The 18,332-nt window shown below is 66.9% G+C and carries 12 protein-coding genes; 5 read left to right on the top strand and 7 right to left on the bottom strand.

What is annotated here, in order from left to right; translation table 11 throughout:
- Positions 1–109: 109 nt before the first annotated feature.
- From WKW80_RS30190 to leuS, 7 genes are all read right to left on the bottom strand, one after another.
- Positions 110–1,387: a glutamate-5-semialdehyde dehydrogenase gene (locus WKW80_RS30190; protein ID WP_340367283.1), complete on the bottom strand. Its 1,278-nt coding sequence runs from the start codon at positions 1,385–1,387 to the stop codon at positions 110–112.
- Positions 1,384–2,457: a DNA polymerase III subunit delta gene (gene holA, locus WKW80_RS30185; protein WP_340367282.1), complete on the bottom strand. Its 1,074-nt coding sequence runs from the start codon at positions 2,455–2,457 to the stop codon at positions 1,384–1,386. The genes WKW80_RS30190 and holA overlap by 4 nt, the downstream gene beginning before the upstream one ends.
- Before the next feature lie 33 nt (positions 2,458–2,490).
- Entirely contained in the window at positions 2,491–3,399 is a 909-nt protein-coding gene (locus WKW80_RS30180) for an arginase (RefSeq protein WP_340367281.1), read from the bottom strand.
- 10 nt (positions 3,400–3,409) lie between these two features.
- Positions 3,410–4,462, bottom strand: a complete 1,053-nt coding sequence (locus tag WKW80_RS30175) for an ornithine cyclodeaminase (RefSeq protein WP_340367280.1) — start codon at positions 4,460–4,462, stop codon at positions 3,410–3,412.
- A 181-nt stretch (positions 4,463–4,643) separates the two neighbouring features.
- Positions 4,644–5,117 (bottom strand): Lrp/AsnC family transcriptional regulator, encoded by a 474-nt coding sequence (locus WKW80_RS30170; protein WP_340367279.1) that lies wholly within the window; start codon positions 5,115–5,117, stop codon positions 4,644–4,646.
- Positions 5,117–5,623: an LPS-assembly lipoprotein LptE gene (locus tag WKW80_RS30165; RefSeq protein ID WP_340367278.1), complete on the bottom strand. Its 507-nt coding sequence runs from the start codon at positions 5,621–5,623 to the stop codon at positions 5,117–5,119. The genes WKW80_RS30170 and WKW80_RS30165 overlap by 1 nt, the downstream gene beginning before the upstream one ends.
- A gap of 5 nt (positions 5,624–5,628) precedes the next feature.
- A complete protein-coding gene (gene leuS / locus WKW80_RS30160) occupies positions 5,629–8,271 on the bottom strand; it encodes a leucine--tRNA ligase (protein ID WP_340367277.1) in 2,643 nt (880 codons plus the stop codon).
- A 285-nt stretch (positions 8,272–8,556) separates the two neighbouring features.
- Between leuS and glgB the strand changes: the two genes are divergently transcribed.
- From glgB to WKW80_RS30135, 5 genes are all read left to right on the top strand, one after another.
- The gene (gene glgB / locus WKW80_RS30155) at positions 8,557–10,743 is read left to right on the top strand and encodes a 1,4-alpha-glucan branching protein GlgB (protein ID WP_340367276.1); all 2,187 of its coding nucleotides are present in this window, start codon (positions 8,557–8,559) and stop codon (positions 10,741–10,743) included.
- Positions 10,740–12,779 (top strand): glycogen debranching protein GlgX, encoded by a 2,040-nt coding sequence (gene glgX, locus WKW80_RS30150; protein WP_340367275.1) that lies wholly within the window; start codon positions 10,740–10,742, stop codon positions 12,777–12,779. The genes glgB and glgX overlap by 4 nt, the downstream gene beginning before the upstream one ends.
- A gap of 74 nt (positions 12,780–12,853) precedes the next feature.
- The gene (glgC, locus tag WKW80_RS30145) at positions 12,854–14,140 is read left to right on the top strand and encodes a glucose-1-phosphate adenylyltransferase (RefSeq protein ID WP_340367274.1); all 1,287 of its coding nucleotides are present in this window, start codon (positions 12,854–12,856) and stop codon (positions 14,138–14,140) included.
- An 11-nt stretch (positions 14,141–14,151) separates the two neighbouring features.
- On the top strand, positions 14,152–15,621 hold the full coding sequence (glgA, locus tag WKW80_RS30140) for a glycogen synthase GlgA (RefSeq protein ID WP_340367273.1): 1,470 nt from the start codon (positions 14,152–14,154) through the stop codon (positions 15,619–15,621).
- A 55-nt stretch (positions 15,622–15,676) separates the two neighbouring features.
- Complete coding sequence (locus WKW80_RS30135; protein ID WP_340367272.1) at positions 15,677–18,166, top strand: glycogen/starch/alpha-glucan phosphorylase; 2,490 nt, start codon at positions 15,677–15,679, stop codon at positions 18,164–18,166.
- The last annotated feature ends 166 nt before the right edge of the window (positions 18,167–18,332 follow it).

The raw sequence follows: 18,332 nt of genomic DNA, 5'->3' as shown, positions 1-18,332 counted from the left end.
CGCCCTTGGTCCCCGCATGTCGGCGTCGCGCACGCCGATGGAGCCTGCTGCGAAGACGATGATTTTCGTGCTCCCGCAGGCGCCTTGCAGCAACGCCCGCCGGTCGCGCTCAGGTACGCACTTCGCCCTGGCCCAGCACCACGTACTTGAGCGAGGTCAGCCCCTCGATGCCGACCGGCCCGCGCGCATGGAACTTGTCGGTGCTGATGCCGATTTCAGCGCCGAGGCCGAACTCGAAGCCATCGGCGAAACGGGTGCTGGTGTTGACCATCACGCTGGCCGAATCCACCTCTCGCAGGAATCGCTGCGCGTTGACGTGGTCGCGCGTGACGATGGCATCGGTATGGTGGCTGGAATAGTGGTTGATGTGGGCGATCGCCTCGTCTACGTTCTTGACCACCTTGATGCTGATGACGGCGGCGAGATATTCCTCCGACCAGTCGGATTCGACCGCATCGACCACCACATGACCCGCATCGCGCACGATGGCGCCGGCGGCAGCGTCGCAACGCATCTCCACGCCCTTGGCGGCGAAAACCTTCGCAATCTCCGGCAGGAACCTCGATGCCACGCCCTCGGCGACCAGCAAGCCTTCGGCGGCGTTGCAGGGGCTGTACTTCTGCGTCTTGGCGTTGTCGACGATCTTCAGCGCCATGTCGATTTCGGCAGTGTCGTCGACGAACACATGGCAATTGCCGTCCAGGTGCTTGATGACCGGCACCTTGGCCTCGCGGCTGATGCGTTCGATGAGGCCCTTGCCGCCGCGCGGAATGATCACATCCACGTATTCGGGCATGGCGATCAGCCGGCCGACGGCTTCGCGGTCGGTCGTCTGCACCAGTTGAACCGCTTCGACGGGCAAGCCGACTTCGGCCAGCGATCCGGACACCAGCAGCGCCAGCGCCTTGTTCGATTCGATCGCCTCCGAGCCGCCGCGCAGAATGGCCGCGTTGCCGCTCTTGATCGCCAGGCTGGCCGCTTCGATGGTCACGTTCGGACGGCTCTCGAAGATCATGCCGAACACGCCGAGCGGGACGCGCATCTGGCCGACGCGGATGCCGCTGGGCATCTGCTTCATGCCGATGATCTCGCCGATCACGTCGGGCATCGCGGCGAGTTGCTCGCAGCCTTCGGCCACGGTGGCCAGCACCTTGGGCGTGAGCTTGAGGCGGTCGACCATCGGCGCCGACAGGCCGGCCGCCACGGCCCGGTCGATGTCGCGTGCATTGGCCTCGGCGAGTTCCGGGCCGGCCTCGCGCAGGCGGCGTGCGAGCGCCCTGAGCGCCTTGTTCCTGATGGCGGCGTCCGCGCGCGCCATCTGGGCGGCGGCGGCCTTGGCCTGCAGGCCCAAAGCCTGCATGTGTTCGTCGACGTTGAACGCGTTCATGGCGACATTTTCCCACTCCCCGCGCCCGCGCAGGCGCGGCAGGTCATTTGCGCCAACCGATGCAGCGCCTGCCAGCCGTTGGCGGGCCAATCGGGCTGCTTGAGGCCCTTGACGATGCCGTCGACCACATGGGCCGAGCGCAACAGGCGGTTCAGCGCACGGTCGTCGATGCGCTGGAGCACGCGCTCGAAGGCGCGCTCCTTGTTGCCCCAGATGCGGTTCTCCCGCAATGCCATCGGCAGCGGCCGGCCGGAGGCCATCGAATCCTTGACGCGCTTGAGGGCGCGGATGTCCTCGGCCAGGGTGTAGTGCACGAGCACTTCGGCCTCGCCCTCGGCCTGCAGGCCGTCGAGCATGCGCGCGACGCGCTGCGAATTGCCCGCCAGTACTGCCTCGCCAAGCTTGAACACGTCATAGCGCGCCACGTTGTGCACTGCGCTTTCGACCTCCTCCCAGCCCAATTCGCCGGGCGGGTGCAGCAGCGCCAGCTTCTGGATTTCCTGGTGCGCCGCCAGCAGGTTGCCTTCGACACGATCGGCAAAGAACTGCAGCGTGCGCTGGCCTTCCTCGCCGGGTTTCACGCGCTGGCCCTGCACGCCCAGGCGCTGGGCGATCCATTGCGGCAATGCGGCGCGGTCGATCGGGTCGATCTGCAGTGCCACGCCATTCGATTCGAGCGCGCCGAACCAGGCGCCGGTGCGGGTCGCCTTGTCGAGCCGGGGCAGCATCACCATCAGGAGCGTGCTGTCGTTGCCAATGGCCGACTGCGCCAGCTGCTGCAGCGCCACGCTGCCATCCTTGCCGGGCTTGCCCGAGGGAATGCGGACCTCGACGATCTGCTTGTCCGCGAAGAGGCTCAGCGAGCCGCCGGCCGCCAGCACGGCGCTCCAGTCGAAATGCGCGCCGGTCACCGTGTACGAACTGCGCTCGGTGTAGCCCTGTGCGCGGGCAGCGGTGCGAATGGCATCGGCAGCTTCCTGCGCCAGCAGGGGCTCGTCGCCGTGCAGGACGTAGAGCGGGCGCAGGCCGTCTTTGAGGTGCGCCGCAAGCCGGCCGAGGGCAAGTTCCATGGGACCGGAGTTTACGCAGCCCCGCTCCCGCCTTCAGGCCGCGATGGCTTGCGCCACTGGCAGGGTGATGGACGACAGCAACGCGAATGCCGATTGGGCGGTGCGGCCGGCGACATCGTGCAACGGGTTGTATTCGGTCAGCTCGATCGCCGCGCATTCCGGGTCGGCAGCGCAGCCGCGCAGGGCCTGCACCGCGTCGACCAGCGCGATGCCGGCCTCGACCGGCGTGCCGGTGCCGGGTGCATCCGCCGGGTCGAGCGCGTCGAGGTCGAAGCTCAGGCCCCAGGCCACGGTGTGGCGGCGCACCAATGCCAGCGCTTCGTCAAAGCAGGCGGCGAAGCCCCGTCGATCGACTTCGGGCATGTACATGACGCGCACGCCAAGGCGGTCGAGCAGCGCCCTTTCGCCAGCCTCGAAGCTTCGTGCGCCGATGATGACCAGGTTGCCCGGCTTGACCTTTCCCGTCCAGCCGTAAAGCGATGTGAGTCCGGGTGCGCCGTGCCCGAGCAGTGCGGCCACGGGCATGCCGTGGGGCGCCAGGCTGTCGGAAGTCGCGGGCGTATGGGCGTCGAGGTGCGCATCGACCCAGATCAGCCCGATGTCGCCCTGGCCTCGCCAAGCATCGGCGACGGCGCTCCACGTGCCGACCGCGCATGAATGGTCGCCGCCAATGACCACCGGCATCGCGCCACTGCGCAGTTGGCGGTGCACGACGTGGGCCAGCCTGCCGCTGAACTCCGCGACCGAGTCCAGCCGCGACTGCACTTCCTGTTCCGGCCGCGCGCCGACCATGTCGACCCAGCGCGCATCGCGCCTCGCTTCGCCGAGGTGTTGCGCCAGGCCACGCTCGCGCAAGGCGCGGGCGCCCCATTTGCAGCCGCTGTCGCTTGCGCCTTCGCCGACTTCGGCCCCGATCAGGGCCAGGGGTTTGTTCTTCATCATCGACGGCTCCTCATGCGGCCTTGCGTGCAGCCAGCGTGTCTTGCTGCGAATACCCGAACAGGTCCTTCGGATCGTCCATCGTCGGCACCAGGTCGATATCGCGCCCCACGCCGTGCGCCAGCGCGAGCCGGTGCAGGTAGCGCAACGCGGACAGGTCTTCGAGCGCGAAGCCGACCGAATCGAACAGCGTGACCTGCTCGGCGTCGTCGCGTCCCGCGGCGCGGCCGGCGAGCACCTCCCACAACGCGGTGACGGGGAAGTCGGCCGGCATCTGCTGCAATTCACCTTCGATGCGCGTCTGGGGTTCGTATTCGACGAACACCTTGGCGCGGTGGAGGACTTCCGCGGCGAGTTCGGTCTTGCCCGGGCAGTCGCCGCCGAGCGCGTTGATGTGCATGCCGGGTTCCAGCAGGTCGGCGGTGAGGATGGTCGCGTTCGCCTTGTCGGCCGTGGCGGTGGTCACGATGTCGGCGCCGCGCACCGCGTCGCGGATGCTGGCGGCGCGCCGCACCTGCAACTGGCCGCTTCGGATCTGCGGCGCGAGGTTGGCGAGCAGCTTGGCGGTGGCGCGCGGGTCGACGTCGAACACGCGCAGCTCGCGAATGCCCAGCCGGTCCGCGAAGGCGAGCGCCTGGAACTCGGACTGCGCGCCGTTGCCGATCAGCGCCATCGAGCGCGCGCCGGGCCGGGCCAGCGCGGCGGCGGCCATCACCGATGTGGCCGCGGTGCGCAGGGCGGTCGTGATCGTCAGCTCGCTCAGCAGCAGCGGATAACCAGTGAGGACGTCGGCCAGCACACCGAACGCCATCACGGTGGACATCCGCACGCGCGGATTGCCGGGGTGCCCGTTGACGTACTTGAAGGCGTAGAGCTTCTGGTCGGACACCGGCATCAGCTCGATGACGCCGCCCTTCGAATGGTTCGCCATGCGGGCGCTTTTCTGGAAGTCCTCCCAGCGCAGGAAGTCCTCGCGGATGCAGGCCTCCATCTCGCGGCTCATGCGTTGCGCGCCAAGCTGCCGGATCAGGTGCCGCATGTCGTGGATGTCGACATACCGTGTCATTTTTCGTTCCTTCGTGGCCACCGCGGCCGTAAAGGAAGTCTAGGTTTGCAAGCCCGTCCACAAGGGACGTTGCACGGTGCGTCAATACCCGTTCGGGCAGTTTCGATCGGGTGATACTTCCGATTCGGAAGTTGACGGCATTCGGACCGGGCTCCGGGCTCCGGGCTCCGGGCTCCGGGCTCTACAACGGCTCGACAGGGAAACCGGTGAATTCCTTCACCGTCTGGAGTTCGGTGCTGGTGACGATGCGGTCGATGCCCAGCCCGACCTGATCGAGCCAGGCATTGGTCAGGTTGCGGTAGTGCGTGAGGTCGCGGCAACCGAAGCGCAGCAGGTAGTCGTAGCGCCCGCTGACCAGCCAGCAGCCCACGACCTCGCGCGTGGCGCCGATATGCCGCTCGAAGCGCTGCACCGTGGCCTGGCGCTGGTCCTTCAGGGTGACTTCGGCGAACACCGCGACGTGCTCTCCAAGCGCGGCCCGATTGACTTGCGCACGGTAGCCCTCGATGACACCCTGCGCCTCCAGCCGGCGCACCCGGTTGAGCGTGGCGCGGGCCGAGAGGTGAACCGCCTCCGACAGCGCCTGCATGCTCTGCCGCCCATCGGCCTGCAGGCGCTCGAGCAAAAGGCGGTCGATGCGATCGAAAGGGCCCATCAGAGCTGTTTGACGGCCCCGAGCTGTCGCACGATCTGCTGCGCGATGTCGGTCTGCATGTCGCGATAGAGCAGGTTCTGCTCGGTCTCTTTCGCCAGCGCGTTGGTTTCGTTGTACGTGATGTCGCGCTGCTGCCGGATCTCGCCGGCGCTGATCAGTTCCTTGCCGGCCGGCGTGCGCAGGCGGAAGCGCACCGTCAGCCGAAGCGTCAGTTCACGCACCTGGCCGGCGGAGTTGGTGGAGATCACCAGCGAGTCACGCGGCTCGGCCAGGATGTCGAAGATCACGTCGGCTGTCTGCGCGTCGGCTTCGGGCACGACCGTGACATTGCCAGCAGCCTGCAAGTAGCGCTTCAGGCGCGCAGACACCAAGGAATTGCCCATGACCGCGATGGACTTGAACGCAAAATTCGGCGCCTTGCGCAATTCGAAACCACAGCCGGCCAGTGCGAGCAAGGCTGCGGCGAGCAATCCACGGCGCGTTGCCGTCGACGAGGGAGTTTTCATGCGTCTCAAACCACCACGTTGACGAGCCGGCCCGGCACCACGATCACGCGCTTGACCGCGGCACCCGCCGCGAACTTGACGAAGTCCTCGCTGGACAGCGCCAGCTTCTCGATGTCCTGCTTCGAAGCCGCCGAGGGCACGCGCACCGCACCGCGCAGCTTGCCGTTGACCTGCAGCACCAGTTCGATCTCGTCCTGTTCCAGCGCAACGGCATCGACCTTCGGCCATGCCGTGTCGAGCAGATTGCCATGGCCGTCGTCGTAGCCCAGTTCCTTCCAGAGCTGCTGCGCGATGTGCGGCGTGGCCGGGTAGAGGCAACGCAGCAGGATGCCGAATCCCTCGCGCACGGCGGCCGTGTCGCCCACCTTGCCGGGTTGCGGCTTGAAGCCTTCCAGCGCGTTGAGCAGCTTCATCGCGCCCGACACCACCGTGTTGTATTGCATGCGCTGGTAGTCGTAGTCGATCTGGCGCAGCACGGTGTGAACCTCGCGGCGCAGTTTCTTCGCCTCGGCGCCGTAGGTCGCTGCGGCCTTCACGCCCTTGACGTCGGCGGCCAGGTCCTTCAGGCCGACCCCGAAGATCCACACGCGGCGCAGGAACCGGTAGCTGCCCTCGACGGCGGCATCGTTCCATTCGAGCGTGGCCTCGGGCGGCGCGGTGAACATGGTGTAGAGGCGCGCTGTGTCTGCACCGTACTTCTCGATGAGGTCCTGCGGGTCGACGCCGTTGCGCTCGGTCTTGCCCATCTTGCCGACGCCGCCGTATTCGACTGTGGTGCCATCGGCCAGCGTGCCGCCGCTGATGCGGCCTTGTTCGTCGAGAACCGGCGTGACTTCGGCCGGCGGGAAGTATTCCTTGCCGCCCTTGTCGCCGCGCCGGTAATAGATGTGGTTGAGCACCATGCCCTGCGTGAGCAGCTTGAGAAAAGGCTCGTCGACATTGATCAGCTTCAGGTCGCGCATCACCTTGGTCCAGAAGCGCGCATAGAGCAAATGCAAGATCGCGTGCTCGATTCCGCCGATGTACTGGTCCATCGCCATCCAGTACTTGGCGCCGCCGTTGACCATCGCGTTGTCGCTGTGCGGGTCGCAATAGCGCATGAAGTACCAGGCCGAGTCGACGAAGGTGTCCATGGTGTCGGTCTCGCGCCGCGCGGACTTGCCGCAGACGGGACAGACCACGCCGGCATGGAAACCTTCGTGCTTGTTCAGCGGGTTGCCGGAGCCGTCGGGCACGCAGTCGGCCGGGAGCACAACCGGCAGGTCCTTCTCGGGCACGGGCACCGCGCCATGCTCCTCGCAATGAATGATCGGGATCGGCGTGCCCCAGTAGCGCTGGCGGCTCACGCCCCAGTCGCGCAGTCGCCAGGTGGTCTGCTTGTCGCCCAGGCCCTTGATCTGCAGCGCGTGCGCGACGGCGTTGACGGCCTCTTCGTGGCGCATGCCGCTGAACACGTCGGAGTTGATGGTCACGCCGTTCGTCTTGTCGGCGTACCAGTCCTGCCACTTCTTGTAGCTGAAGTGCGGAGCGTCGTCGTCGATGATCACCTGCAGGATTTCAAGGCCGTACTTGTTGGCGAATTCGAAATCGCGCTCGTCATGGGCGGGCACGCCCATGACGGCGCCGTCGCCGTAAGCGATCAGCACGTAGTTGCCGACCCACACCGGGATCCGCTCGTCGGTGATCGGGTGCTTCACGAAGAGGCCCGTGGCCACGCCCTTCTTTTCCTGCGTGGCAAGTTCGGCTTCGGTGGTGCCGCCGGCCTTGCATTCGTCGATGAAGGCGGCAACCTTGGGATTGGTCGTTGCGGCATGCACAGCGAGCGGATGCTCGGGCGCGACGGCACAGAAGGTCACGCCCATGATCGTGTCGGCACGCGTGGTGAACACGTACATGCGGCCACCCTGGATCAGCTTGCCGCCGGCGTCCTTGATGTCATGCGGGAACGCGAAGCGCACGCCGCTCGACTTGCCGATCCAGTTTTCCTGCATCAGCTTGACGCGTTCGGGCCAGCCCGGCAGCTTGTGCTGGGTGTGGTCGAGCAGTTCCTCGGCGTAGTCGCTGATCTTCAGGTAGTAGCCCGGGATCTCGCGGCGCTCGACCGTGGCGCCGGTGCGCCAGCCCTTGCCGTCGATGACCTGCTCGTTGGCCAGGACGGTCTGGTCCACCGGGTCCCAGTTGACGACCTGGGTCTTGCGGTAGGCAATGCCCTTCTCGAGCATCTTGAGGAACAGCCACTGGTTCCACTTGTAGTAGGCCGGGTCGCAGGTGGCGATCTCGCGGCTCCAGTCGATGGCAAGGCCCATGGCCTGCAACTGGCCCTTCATCGTGGCGATGTTCTCGTAGGTCCATTGGGCGGGCGGCACGCCGTTCTTCAACGCCGCGTTCTCGGCGGGCAGGCCGAACGCGTCCCAGCCCATCGGCATCAGCACGTTGTAGCCGCTCATGCGCAGGTAGCGCGTGAGCATGTCGTTGATGGTGTAGTTGCGCACATGGCCCATGTGCAGCCGGCCGCTGGGGTACGGCAGCATCGAGCAGGCGTAGTACTTCTTCTTGCGCGTGTCTTCGGTCACGCGGTAGGCGTCGGCGGCGCGCCAGACGGCCTGGGCGGCTGACTCGACGTCACTGGGGGTGTAGCTGGGGTTCATGGCATTCGCTGGGGCCCGGCGCCAGGCGGCCGGGGGAAGGCGATTATCGCGGCTGGACGCGAATCAAGGCGGCGGCTTGATGCGGTGATGGGTCTTTTGGGGTCAAGCGCGCACCCTTGGCGGGGGTTGACACGCCTTTTCAGCCTCAACGGCGGGCAGGAAGGGGGTTTAAGTTCCGCTACCGTTTCGCTTCGAGGCGCGAGATCAGACGGGGACGAATGCAACTTGCCGTGCCATCATGCTGTGCCCTTCCCCGATTGCGGATGTTTTCTGCCGAGCCTGCCCATGCCAACTCTGCCCGACTCCGAGATCCATGCGCTGATGCGCGCCGAACATGGTGATCCATTCGCCGTCCTGGGGCCGCACGAGACGGCCGAGGGCCTCGAAGTGCGTGCGCTGCTGCCCGGCGCGCAAGCGGTGGCCGTGATGCACGCGAGTTCGGGCTGGCCGCTGGCCACGCTGGAGCGGGTGCCCGGCAGCGACCTGTTCGCCGGCCTCGTCCCGGCCGCGCCCGCCCGGATCGGCTACAGCCTGCGGGTGACCTGGGCGCATCACACCTCCGACATCGCAGACCCCTATCGCTTCGGGCAAGTGCTTCGCGACATGGATGTGTGGCTGCTGGCCGAGGGCACGCACCTGCGGCCTTATGAGCAACTCGGCGCGCACTTTCGCGAAATGGACGGCATCAAGGGCGTGGCCTTTGCGGTGTGGGCGCCGAATGCGCGGCGTGTGTCCGTGGTCGGCAACTTCAATAACTGGGACGGCCGGCGCCACATGATGCGGTTTCGCCGCGAGTGCGGGGTGTGGGAGATCTTTGCGCCAGGCCTGGCGACGGGCGATGTCTACGAGTACGAGATCCTGTCGTCGAAGGGCGAAGTGCTGCGCAAGGCCGACCCCTTCGGTTTCTCCGCGCAACTGCGCCCCGACACCGCGAGCGTGGTGCAGCCGCTGCCGGGCGTGGCCGCGGTGCCGCCGGGACGCGCCGCCGCCAACGACCGGCATTCGCCGATCACCATCTACGAAGTGCACCTGGGTTCGTGGCGGCGCAAGAACAACGGACACGACTGGCTCGACTATCGAGAACTCGCCGACTCGCTGGTGCCCTATGCGCGCGACCTGGGCTTCACCCACATCGAACTGCTGCCGGTGAGCGAGCACCCTTTCGACGGCTCTTGGGGCTACCAGCCGATCGGTCTTTACGCGCCGACCTCGCGCTTCGGCACGCCCGGCGACTTCCGCTATTTCGTGGAGACCGCGCATGCGGCGGGACTTGGCGTGATCCTGGACTGGGTGCCTGCCCACTTCCCCACCGACGCGCACGGCCTCGGCCAGTTCGATGGCACCGCCCTGTACGAATACGCCGACCCCCGCGAAGGCTTCCACAACGACTGGCAGACGCTGATCTTCAACTACTCGCGCATCGAGGTGCGCAACTACCTGGTCGGCAACGCGCTGTACTGGCTGGAGCGCTACGGCGTGGACGGGCTGCGCGTGGACGCGGTGGCCTCGATGCTCTACCGCGACTACAGCCGCGAGCACGGCCAGTGGGTGCCGAACGCGTACGGCGGCCGCGAGAACCTCGAAGCCATCGCCTTCCTGCGCCGCATGAACCACGTGGTCGGCGTGGAGCGCCCCGGCACGATGACGGTCGCGGAAGAGTCGACCAGCTTCCCTGGCGTGACGCGCCCGCCCGCGGATGGCGGCCTGGGCTTCCACTACAAGTGGAACATGGGCTGGATGAACGACACGCTGTCGTATGCCGGCATCGACCCGGTGCATCGCAAGCATCATCACCGTAAGGTCACCTTCGGGCTGATGTACGCGCACAGCGAGAACTTCGTGCTGCCGTTCTCCCACGACGAAGTTGTTCACGGCAAAGGCTCGATGATCGGCCGCATGCCCGGCGACGAGTGGCAGAAGTTCGCGAACCTGCGCAACCTCTACGGCTATCTGTGGGCTTATCCGGGCAAGAAACTGCTGTTCATGGGCAGCGAGTTCGCGCAGTACGCCGAATGGAATGCCGACAAGAGCCTCGACTGGCACCTGCTTTCCCATGCCGCGCACCAGGGTGTGCACCGTTTGGTGCGCGACCTGAACAACGTCTACCGCCACTTCCCGGCGATGCATGAGCTGGACTGTGACGGCGGCGGCTTCGAATGGATCGTGCACGACGACACCGCCCAGTCGGTGTTCGCCTTCATCCGCCGGGCGCGCGATGGTGCTTTCGTCGTCGTAGTGTGCAATTTCACGCCGGTGGTCCGGAATGGCTATCGGCTGGGGGTGCCCGAGCCCGGGTCGTATCGCGAGGTCATCAATACCGACAATGGCGTCTACGGCGGCAGCGGCGTCGGCAACGGGACGCTGTCATCCGAAGCGGAGCCGCAACATGGACGGGCGCAGTCGTTGCTGATGAACGTGCCGCCGCTGGGGACGGTGATGTGGGTCCTGGCCACGGAGAACGAATCGCCATGACCCTCCGATTAGGCTGGCCGACGCCTCTGGGCGCGAGACTGGGCGCCGACGGCGTCAACTTCGCGCTCGTGGCGCCCAATGCAACAGCTGTCGAACTCTGCATTTTCGACACCACCGGCCAGCACGAGCAGCAGAGACTGAAGCTCCCCGCCTGCACCGATGGCGTCTGGCACGGCCGGTTGCCCAACGCGCAGGCGGGACTCGTCTACGGCTATCGCGTGTACGGTCCCTGGGCGCCGGCTGAAGGCCATCGCTACAACCCGGCCAAGCTCGTGCTCGACCCCTATGCACGCGAAATCGTCGGCCAGTACGATGGCAGCGACATCCATTGGGGCCACGACCCCGCACAACCCGATCGGCCCGACCCGCGCGACAACGGCTCGGTTGCGCTCAAGGCCCGCGTCGCATTGCCGCTCGCGCCTGTCACCCCGACCCGGCCACGCGTCGACGCCGGCCACCGCGTCATCTACGAACTGCACGTGCGAGGCCAGACCAAGCAGCATCCCGGCGTGCCCGCCGAGCTGCAAGGCACCTACGCCGGCCTCGCCGAGCCGGCTGTGCTCGATCACCTGCAAAGCCTTGGCATCACCACCCTGAGCCTCATGCCCGTCCAGCATCGCGCCGACGAGCAACGGCTGCTGAAGATGGGCCTCCTCAACTACTGGGGCTACTCCACCATCGGCTGGTTCGCGCCCGAAGTCCGCTACTGGAGCGGCCGCCCCGGCACCACGCCCGCCACCGAATTCCGCGCCATGGCCGACGCCATTCACGTGCGCGGCATGGAACTCGTGATCGATGTGGTCTACAACCACAGCGCCGAAACGGACGAACTCGGCCCCACGCTCTCCATGCGCGGCATCGACAACGCCCTCTACTACCACCTGCGCCGCGACGACCGCGCGCTCTACGAGAACTGGACCGGCTGCGGCAACTGCCTCGATTTCAGCCAGCCCCGCGTCGTGCAGCTCTGCATGGACAGCCTGCGCCACTGGGCCACCGAACTCGGCGTCGACGGATTCCGCTTCGACCTGGCGCCCGTGCTGGCGCGCGGGCCCAACGGCGAGTTCGACCCGCGCGCGCCCTTCCTCGCAGCCGCCCGGCAAGACCCGGTTCTGGCCGACGCCCTCTGGATCGCCGAGCCTTGGGATATCGGCCCCGGCGGCTACCGCGTCGGCGAGTTCCCGCCCGGCTGGCTCGAATGGAACGACCGTTTCCGCGACACCCAGCGTGCGTTCTGGCTGCAGGGCGGCGTCTCCCGGGGCGAGTTCGCCCAACGCTTCACCGCGTCGGCCAACCAGTTCGACCACGATGGCCGCGCGCCCACCGCCAGCGTCAACTTCGTCGTCGCCCATGACGGCTTCACGCTGCGTGACCTGGTCAGCTACAACGAGCGCCACAACGAAGCCAACGGCGAGCAAGGGCGCGATGGCAGCAGCCAGAACCACAGCAACAACTGCGGCGTCGAAGGCGAGACCGGTGACGAAGAAGTGCTGGCCGCCCGCGGCCGACTGCAACGCGCACTGCTCGCCTCGCTGCTGCTGTCGCAAGGCACGCCCATGATGCTGGCCGGCAGCGAACTCGGCCACACCCAGCAAGGCAACAACAACGCGTATTGCCAGGACGGCCCGCTGACCTGGCTCGACTGGCAGCGAGCCGACGACGGCCTCACCGATTTCGTCCGGCGCGTGCTGGCGCTTCGGCGCGAGGCCGAGCCGCTGCGCCATGCCGACTGGTGGCCCGGCCTGCCCGCCGACGGCAGCCCGGCCTTGCGCTGGCACACGCCCGAAGGCCGCGACCTGAGCCCCGAAGACTGGCAGCGCGGCGACACGCCCTCGCTGGCGATCCTGTTCGAGGCGCCCGCGCCCGCATCGCAATGGCTGGTGCTGGTCAACGCCGGCGCGTCCCCGGTCGACTTCAACCTGCCGCCGGGCACATGGACGCTGCAGCTTGCCAGCGACAACCCGCAAGACACGCCACGCGCACTGGCCGCAGGCGCCAACTTGCCGCCATCGAGCCTTTGGATCGCAAGAACGTAGCAGCCAACCGGCACGGCCGGTGCTACGCTGGCACAACATCGATCGCCCATCAACAACGCCCCGGGAGACAACCCATGGACCCATCGACTTCGCAGCCAGCCCACCAGCTCGTGCGCCGTACCATCGCGCTGGTGCTGGCCGGCGGACGCGGCTCGCGCCTGAAGCAACTGACCGACCGGCGCGCCAAGCCGGCCGTCTACTTCGGCGGCAAGTTCCGCATCATCGACTTCGCCTTGTCCAACTGTCTCAACTCCGGCATCCGGCGAATGGCCGTGGTCACCCAATACAAATCGCATTCGCTGATGCGCCACCTGCAGCGCGGCTGGAGCTTCCTGCGCGCCGAACTCAACGAGATGGTCGACGTGCTGCCCGCGCAGCAGCGCGTCGGCGACGAGCACTGGTACCGCGGCACGGCCGACGCGGTCTACCAGAACCTCGACATCATCCAGACCCGCTCCACCCCGCACGACTACGTCGTGGTCCTGGCCGGCGATCACATCTACAAGATGGACTATTCGGTCATGCTGGCCGACCATGTCCAGGGTGGGCTGGGCTGCACGGTCGGCTGTATCGAGGTCCCGCGCATGGAGGCCGTCGCGTTCGGCGTGATGGACGTCGACACCGACCGGCGCGTCACCGCCTTCCTCGAAAAGCCGCGCGACCCGCCGTCGATGCCCGGCAAGCCCGAGGTGGCGCTGGCCAGCATGGGCATCTACATCTTCGATTCCGAGTACCTCTACAAGCTGCTCGAGGACGACAGCCGCAACCCCGATTCGGACCACGACTTCGGCAAGGACATCATCCCGCGCGCGGTGCGCGAAGGCCGCGCGCTGGCACATCCCTTCGGCATGTCCTGCGTCACGCGGGCCACGCGCGGCGGCGACAGCCCGGCCTACTGGCGCGACGTGGGCACGATTGATGCGTTCTGGGCTGCCAACCTCGACCTGGCCTCGATCACCCCCGAGCTCGACATCTATGACACCAACTGGCCGATCTGGACCTACCAGCGTCAACTGCCGCCGGCCAAGTTCGTGTTCGGCGTCGACGGCAAGCCCGGCATCACCTACAACACCATCGTCTCGGGCGGGTGCATCGTGTCGGGCTCGTCGGTGAGCGACTCGGTGCTGTTCTCCGGCGTACGCGTGCATTCGTTCTGCGCGATCACGCAGGCGGTACTGCTGCCCGACGTGGAAGTCGGCCGCGGCTGCCGGCTGAGCAAGGTGGTGATCGACCGCGCCTGCGTGCTGCCCGAGAACACCGTCATCGGCGAGGATGCCGCCGCCGACGCCGCCCGCTTCGAGCGGACCGACACCGGCGTGGTGCTCGTCACGCGCGAGATGCTGGCTCGCCTCGCAACGTAAGCCCGTTGCCGATGCGAATACTCCAGGTCAGCGCAGAAATATTTCCCCTCCTCAAGACTGGCGGACTGGCTGACATCGCCGGTGCGCTGCCGCTGGCGCTTGTCGCGGCGGGCGAGGACGTGCGCGTGCTGCTGCCGGGCTTCCCGGCAATCCTTGCGGGCGTCGCGGGCCTCGCGCCCGTCGCCGACTTTCGCGCGCCATGGGGCGGACATGCTCGCCTCCTGAAAGGGCACATCGCCACCGCCGGCGCGGCCGACGTGCCCGCCTACGTCATCGAAGCGCCGGACCTCTACGACCGTCCCGGCAACCCCTACGAAGACGCCAACCGCCGCCCCTACGGCGACAACCATCGGCGCTTTGCGCTGCTGGGCTGGGCGGCAGCCCGTCTCGCGCAAGGGCTCGACCCCGTGTGGGAACCCGAGCTGGTGCATGCACACGATTGGCACGCCGCGCTGGCGCCCGCCTACCTCGCATTTGCCGACTGGCGTGGCCGGCGCCGCGTGCGCAGCCTCTACACCATCCACAACCTGGCCTACCAGGGTGTGTTCGCGCCCTGGACCTTCACCGAACTCGGCCTGCCGCACGACGCCTTCCAGCTCAACGGGCTCGAATACCACGGCCAGGTGTCGTTCATGAAAGCCGGCCTCTATTTCGCCGACCGGCTCAGCACCGTGAGCCCGACCTACGCCCGCGAGATCCAGACGCCCGAGCAGGGCTTCGGCCTGGACGGCCTGCTGCGCGGCCGCAGCCATGTGCTGAACGGCATCCTCAACGCGGTCGACGATGCCATCTGGAACCCGGCCAACGACCCGTTGCTCGCTGTCGGTTACGACGTGCGTCGGCCCGGCGGCAAGACCACCTGCAAGGCCTCGCTGCAACAGGCGCTCGGCTTGGCCGTGGCGCCCAATGCGCCGCTGTTCACCATCGTCAGCCGCCTGACGGAGCAAAAGGGCTTGCCGCTGGTGCTCGAAGGGCTCGATGCATTGCTGGCGCAGGGCGGTCAGCTCGCGCTGCTCGGCAGCGGCGATGGCTGGCTCGAAGACGCCTTGCGCCGCCGCGCCGCCGCCGCTCCTGATTCGGTGAGCGTGACCATCGGCTACAACGAACCGCTGGCACACCAGCTCTTCGGCGGCAGCGACGTGGCGCTGGTGCCCTCGCTGTTCGAGCCCTGCGGACTGACCCAGATGTACGGCCTGCGCTACGGCAGCCTGCCGCTGGTGCACCGTGTTGGTGGCCTGGCCGACACCGTGGTCGACTGCACGCTCGAAGACATGGCCGCCGGTATCGCCACCGGCTTCACTTTCGATGAATTCAGCGGCGAGGGCTACCAACGGGCCCTGCGGCGCGCCTTCGCCCTGTACGCCCGTCCGGCGGACTGGCGCCGCGTGCGAGCCACGGCGATGCGCCGTCCGGCCGACTGGGGCACTGCCGCGGCGCGCTATATCGAGGTCTACAAATGGGTGCTTGGGCAAATAAATTAAATCGCGCCCCGGCCCCGCTCTTGCTTACAAGAAAGATGACTCAAGGGATACCCGCATGACGATCGAAGAATTTGCCTACGACCACCCCGACCGCGACGTGGCCGCCTTCAAGCGCGCCGTTGCCAACAAGCTGATCTACACCGTCGGCAAGGATCCGGTCGCGGCCAGCCAGGACGACTGGCTGCATGCCACCGCCGCGGCCGTGCGCGACCAACTCGTCGAACGCTGGATGGCAACCACCCGCGCCAACTACAAGCAGGACCTGAAGCGCGTCTACTACCTCTCGATGGAGTTCCTGATCGGGCGCACCTTCACCAACGCGCTGCTGGCGCTGGAACTGCTGGGCACGGTGAAGCAGGCGCTCGCTGACTTCGGCGTCGACATCGAGGCCGTGACCGAACGCGAGCCCGACGCTGCGCTCGGCAACGGCGGTCTGGGCCGGTTGGCCGCATGCTTCCTCGACTCGATGGCCACGCTCGGCGTGCCCGGCATGGGCTACGGCATCCGCTACGAGTACGGCATGTTCCGCCAGCGCATCGTCGATGGCCAGCAACTGGAGACGCCCGACTACTGGCTCACGCGCGGCAACCCCTGGGAGTTCCAGCGCCCCGAGGTCAACTACCGCGTGCGCTTCGGCGGCCGCGTGCAGAAGCGCGACGGCCACGGCGAACCCTATGGCGCCGCGCACTGGGTCGACACCCACGACGTGCTGGCCGTGGCCTACGACACCATCATCCCCGGCTACGGCACGCAGGCGACCAACACGCTGCGGCTATGGTCCGCCCGCGCCACCGAGGAAATCGACCTGTCGGCGTTCAACCGCGGCAACTACATGGCCGCCGTCGAGAGCAAGAACCACTCGGAAAACGTCTCGCGCGTGCTCTACCCCGACGACTCCACGCCTTCGGGCCGCGAGCTGCGCCTGCACCAGGAATACTTCTTCTGCAGCGCCAGCGTGCAGGACCTGGTGCGCCGCTACCTGCGCACGCACACCAACTTCGACAAGCTTCCCGACAAGGTCAGCATCCACCTCAACGACACGCACCCGGTGCTGGCCGTGCCGGAACTGATGCGCTTGCTCCTCGACGAGCACAACCTGCCGTGGGACACCGCCTGGGCGCACACGCAGAAGGTGTTCAGCTACACCAACCACACGCTGATGCACGAGGCTCTGGAGACCTGGCCGGTCGAGATGATGGGCCGCATCCTGCCGCGCCATTTGCAGATCATCTACGACCTGAATGCGCGCTTCCTCGCCAGCGTGGCGCAGAAATACGGCGGCGATCACGAACTGATGCGGCGGCTCTCGCTGGTCGACGAGTCGGGCGAACGGCGCGTGCGAATGGCCTACGTGGCGGTGCTGGCCAGCCATTCGATCAACGGCGTCTCGGGCCTGCACTCGGAGTTGATGAAGCAATCGATCTTTGCCGACTTCGCCAAACTGTTCCCCGAGCGCTTCAACAACAAGACCAACGGCGTTACGCCGCGCCGCTGGCTGGCGCAAGCCAACCCGCCGCTGGCCAGCCTGCTCGATGCCCGCATCGGTCGCGGCTGGCGACGCGATCTCAACCAGTTGCAGGCGCTCAAGCCGATGGCCGCGCAACCGCCCTTCGTGCGCGCCTTCCGCCATGCCAAGCGCGAGAACAAGCTGCGGCTGGCCAACTGGGTCGAGCAGCACATGGGCATCGTGCTCGACACCGACGCCATGTTCGACGTGCAGGTCAAGCGCATGCACGAATACAAGCGCCAGTTGCTCAACGTGCTGCACGTCATCACGCGTTACCACCGCATCCTCGACGAGCCCGATGCGCCGCACGTGCCACGCGTGGTCGTGTTCGCCGGCAAGGCGGCTTCGGCCTATGCGATGGCCAAGATGGTGATCCGCCTCATCAACGACGTCGGCGCGGTCATCAACAACGACGAGCGAGTCGGCAAGCTGCTGAAGGTGGTGTTCCTGCCGAACTACAGCGTGAGCCTCGCCGAGGTCATCATGCCCGCGGCCGACTTGAGCGAGCAGATCTCCACCGCCGGCACCGAGGCGTCCGGCACCGGCAACATGAAGTTCGCGCTGAACGGCGCGCTGACCATCGGCACGCTCGACGGCGCCAACGTCGAGATGCAGCAGAACGTCGGCGCCGAGAACATCTTCATCTTCGGCCACACCACGCCCGAAGTCGCCGACATCCGTGCCCAGGGCTACCAGCCGCGCGACTACTACGACAACGACATCGAACTGCGGCGCGTGCTCGACGCCATCCGCGACGGCGAGTTCTCCCACGGCGAGCCGGCACGCTACCAGCAGGTGTTCGACACCCTGGTGAACTGGGGCGACAACTACCTGTTGCTGGCCGACTACGCGAGCTACATCGAGATGCAGGAAAAGGTCGATGCGCTGTACCGCGACAGCGATGCCTGGACGCGCATGGCGATCCTCAACGTGGCCGGCATGGGCGCGTTCTCGTCGGACCGCACGATCGCCGAGTATTCACACGATATCTGGCACACCAAGCCCGTGACCTTGCCCGCGCACGACATCCGCACTTGAGTTGAAACACCCCCGATGCGCCTGCGGCGCCTCCCCCTCTAGGGGGCGCACCCAGCGGCCCGGCAAAGCCGGTTCCGCGGGTGCCCACGAACAGACTTCGCCGCGCTCGTCCTGGGTTTCATGCGTCGCGGGTCGCGCGGTAGCGCGGTGGAAAACTGAAAAGAAA

Source organism: Variovorax humicola (genome assembly GCF_037889915.1).
GTDB lineage: Bacteria > Pseudomonadota > Gammaproteobacteria > Burkholderiales > Burkholderiaceae_C > Variovorax > Variovorax humicola.
Note: the sequence above shows the minus strand (reverse complement) of the source record. Positions and strands in the feature narration are given on the sequence as shown.

Excerpts from the sequence above, each read along its gene's own strand:
- WKW80_RS30190 (WP_340367283.1), bottom strand. The coding sequence starts at position 1,387 with ATGAACGCGTTCAACGTCGACGAACACATGCAGGCTTTGGGCCTGCAG.
- holA (WP_340367282.1), bottom strand. The coding sequence starts at position 2,457 with ATGGAACTTGCCCTCGGCCGGCTTGCGGCGCACCTCAAAGACGGCCTG.
- WKW80_RS30180 (WP_340367281.1), bottom strand. The coding sequence starts at position 3,399 with ATGATGAAGAACAAACCCCTGGCCCTGATCGGGGCCGAAGTCGGCGAA.
- WKW80_RS30175 (WP_340367280.1), bottom strand. The coding sequence starts at position 4,462 with ATGACACGGTATGTCGACATCCACGACATGCGGCACCTGATCCGGCAG.
- WKW80_RS30170 (WP_340367279.1), bottom strand. The coding sequence starts at position 5,117 with ATGGGCCCTTTCGATCGCATCGACCGCCTTTTGCTCGAGCGCCTGCAG.
- WKW80_RS30165 (WP_340367278.1), bottom strand. The coding sequence starts at position 5,623 with ATGAAAACTCCCTCGTCGACGGCAACGCGCCGTGGATTGCTCGCCGCA.
- leuS (WP_340367277.1), bottom strand. The coding sequence starts at position 8,271 with ATGAACCCCAGCTACACCCCCAGTGACGTCGAGTCAGCCGCCCAGGCC.
- glgB (WP_340367276.1), top strand. The coding sequence starts at position 8,557 with ATGCCAACTCTGCCCGACTCCGAGATCCATGCGCTGATGCGCGCCGAA.
- glgX (WP_340367275.1), top strand. The coding sequence starts at position 10,740 with ATGACCCTCCGATTAGGCTGGCCGACGCCTCTGGGCGCGAGACTGGGC.
- glgC (WP_340367274.1), top strand. The coding sequence starts at position 12,854 with ATGGACCCATCGACTTCGCAGCCAGCCCACCAGCTCGTGCGCCGTACC.
- glgA (WP_340367273.1), top strand. The coding sequence starts at position 14,152 with ATGCGAATACTCCAGGTCAGCGCAGAAATATTTCCCCTCCTCAAGACT.
- WKW80_RS30135 (WP_340367272.1), top strand. The coding sequence starts at position 15,677 with ATGACGATCGAAGAATTTGCCTACGACCACCCCGACCGCGACGTGGCC.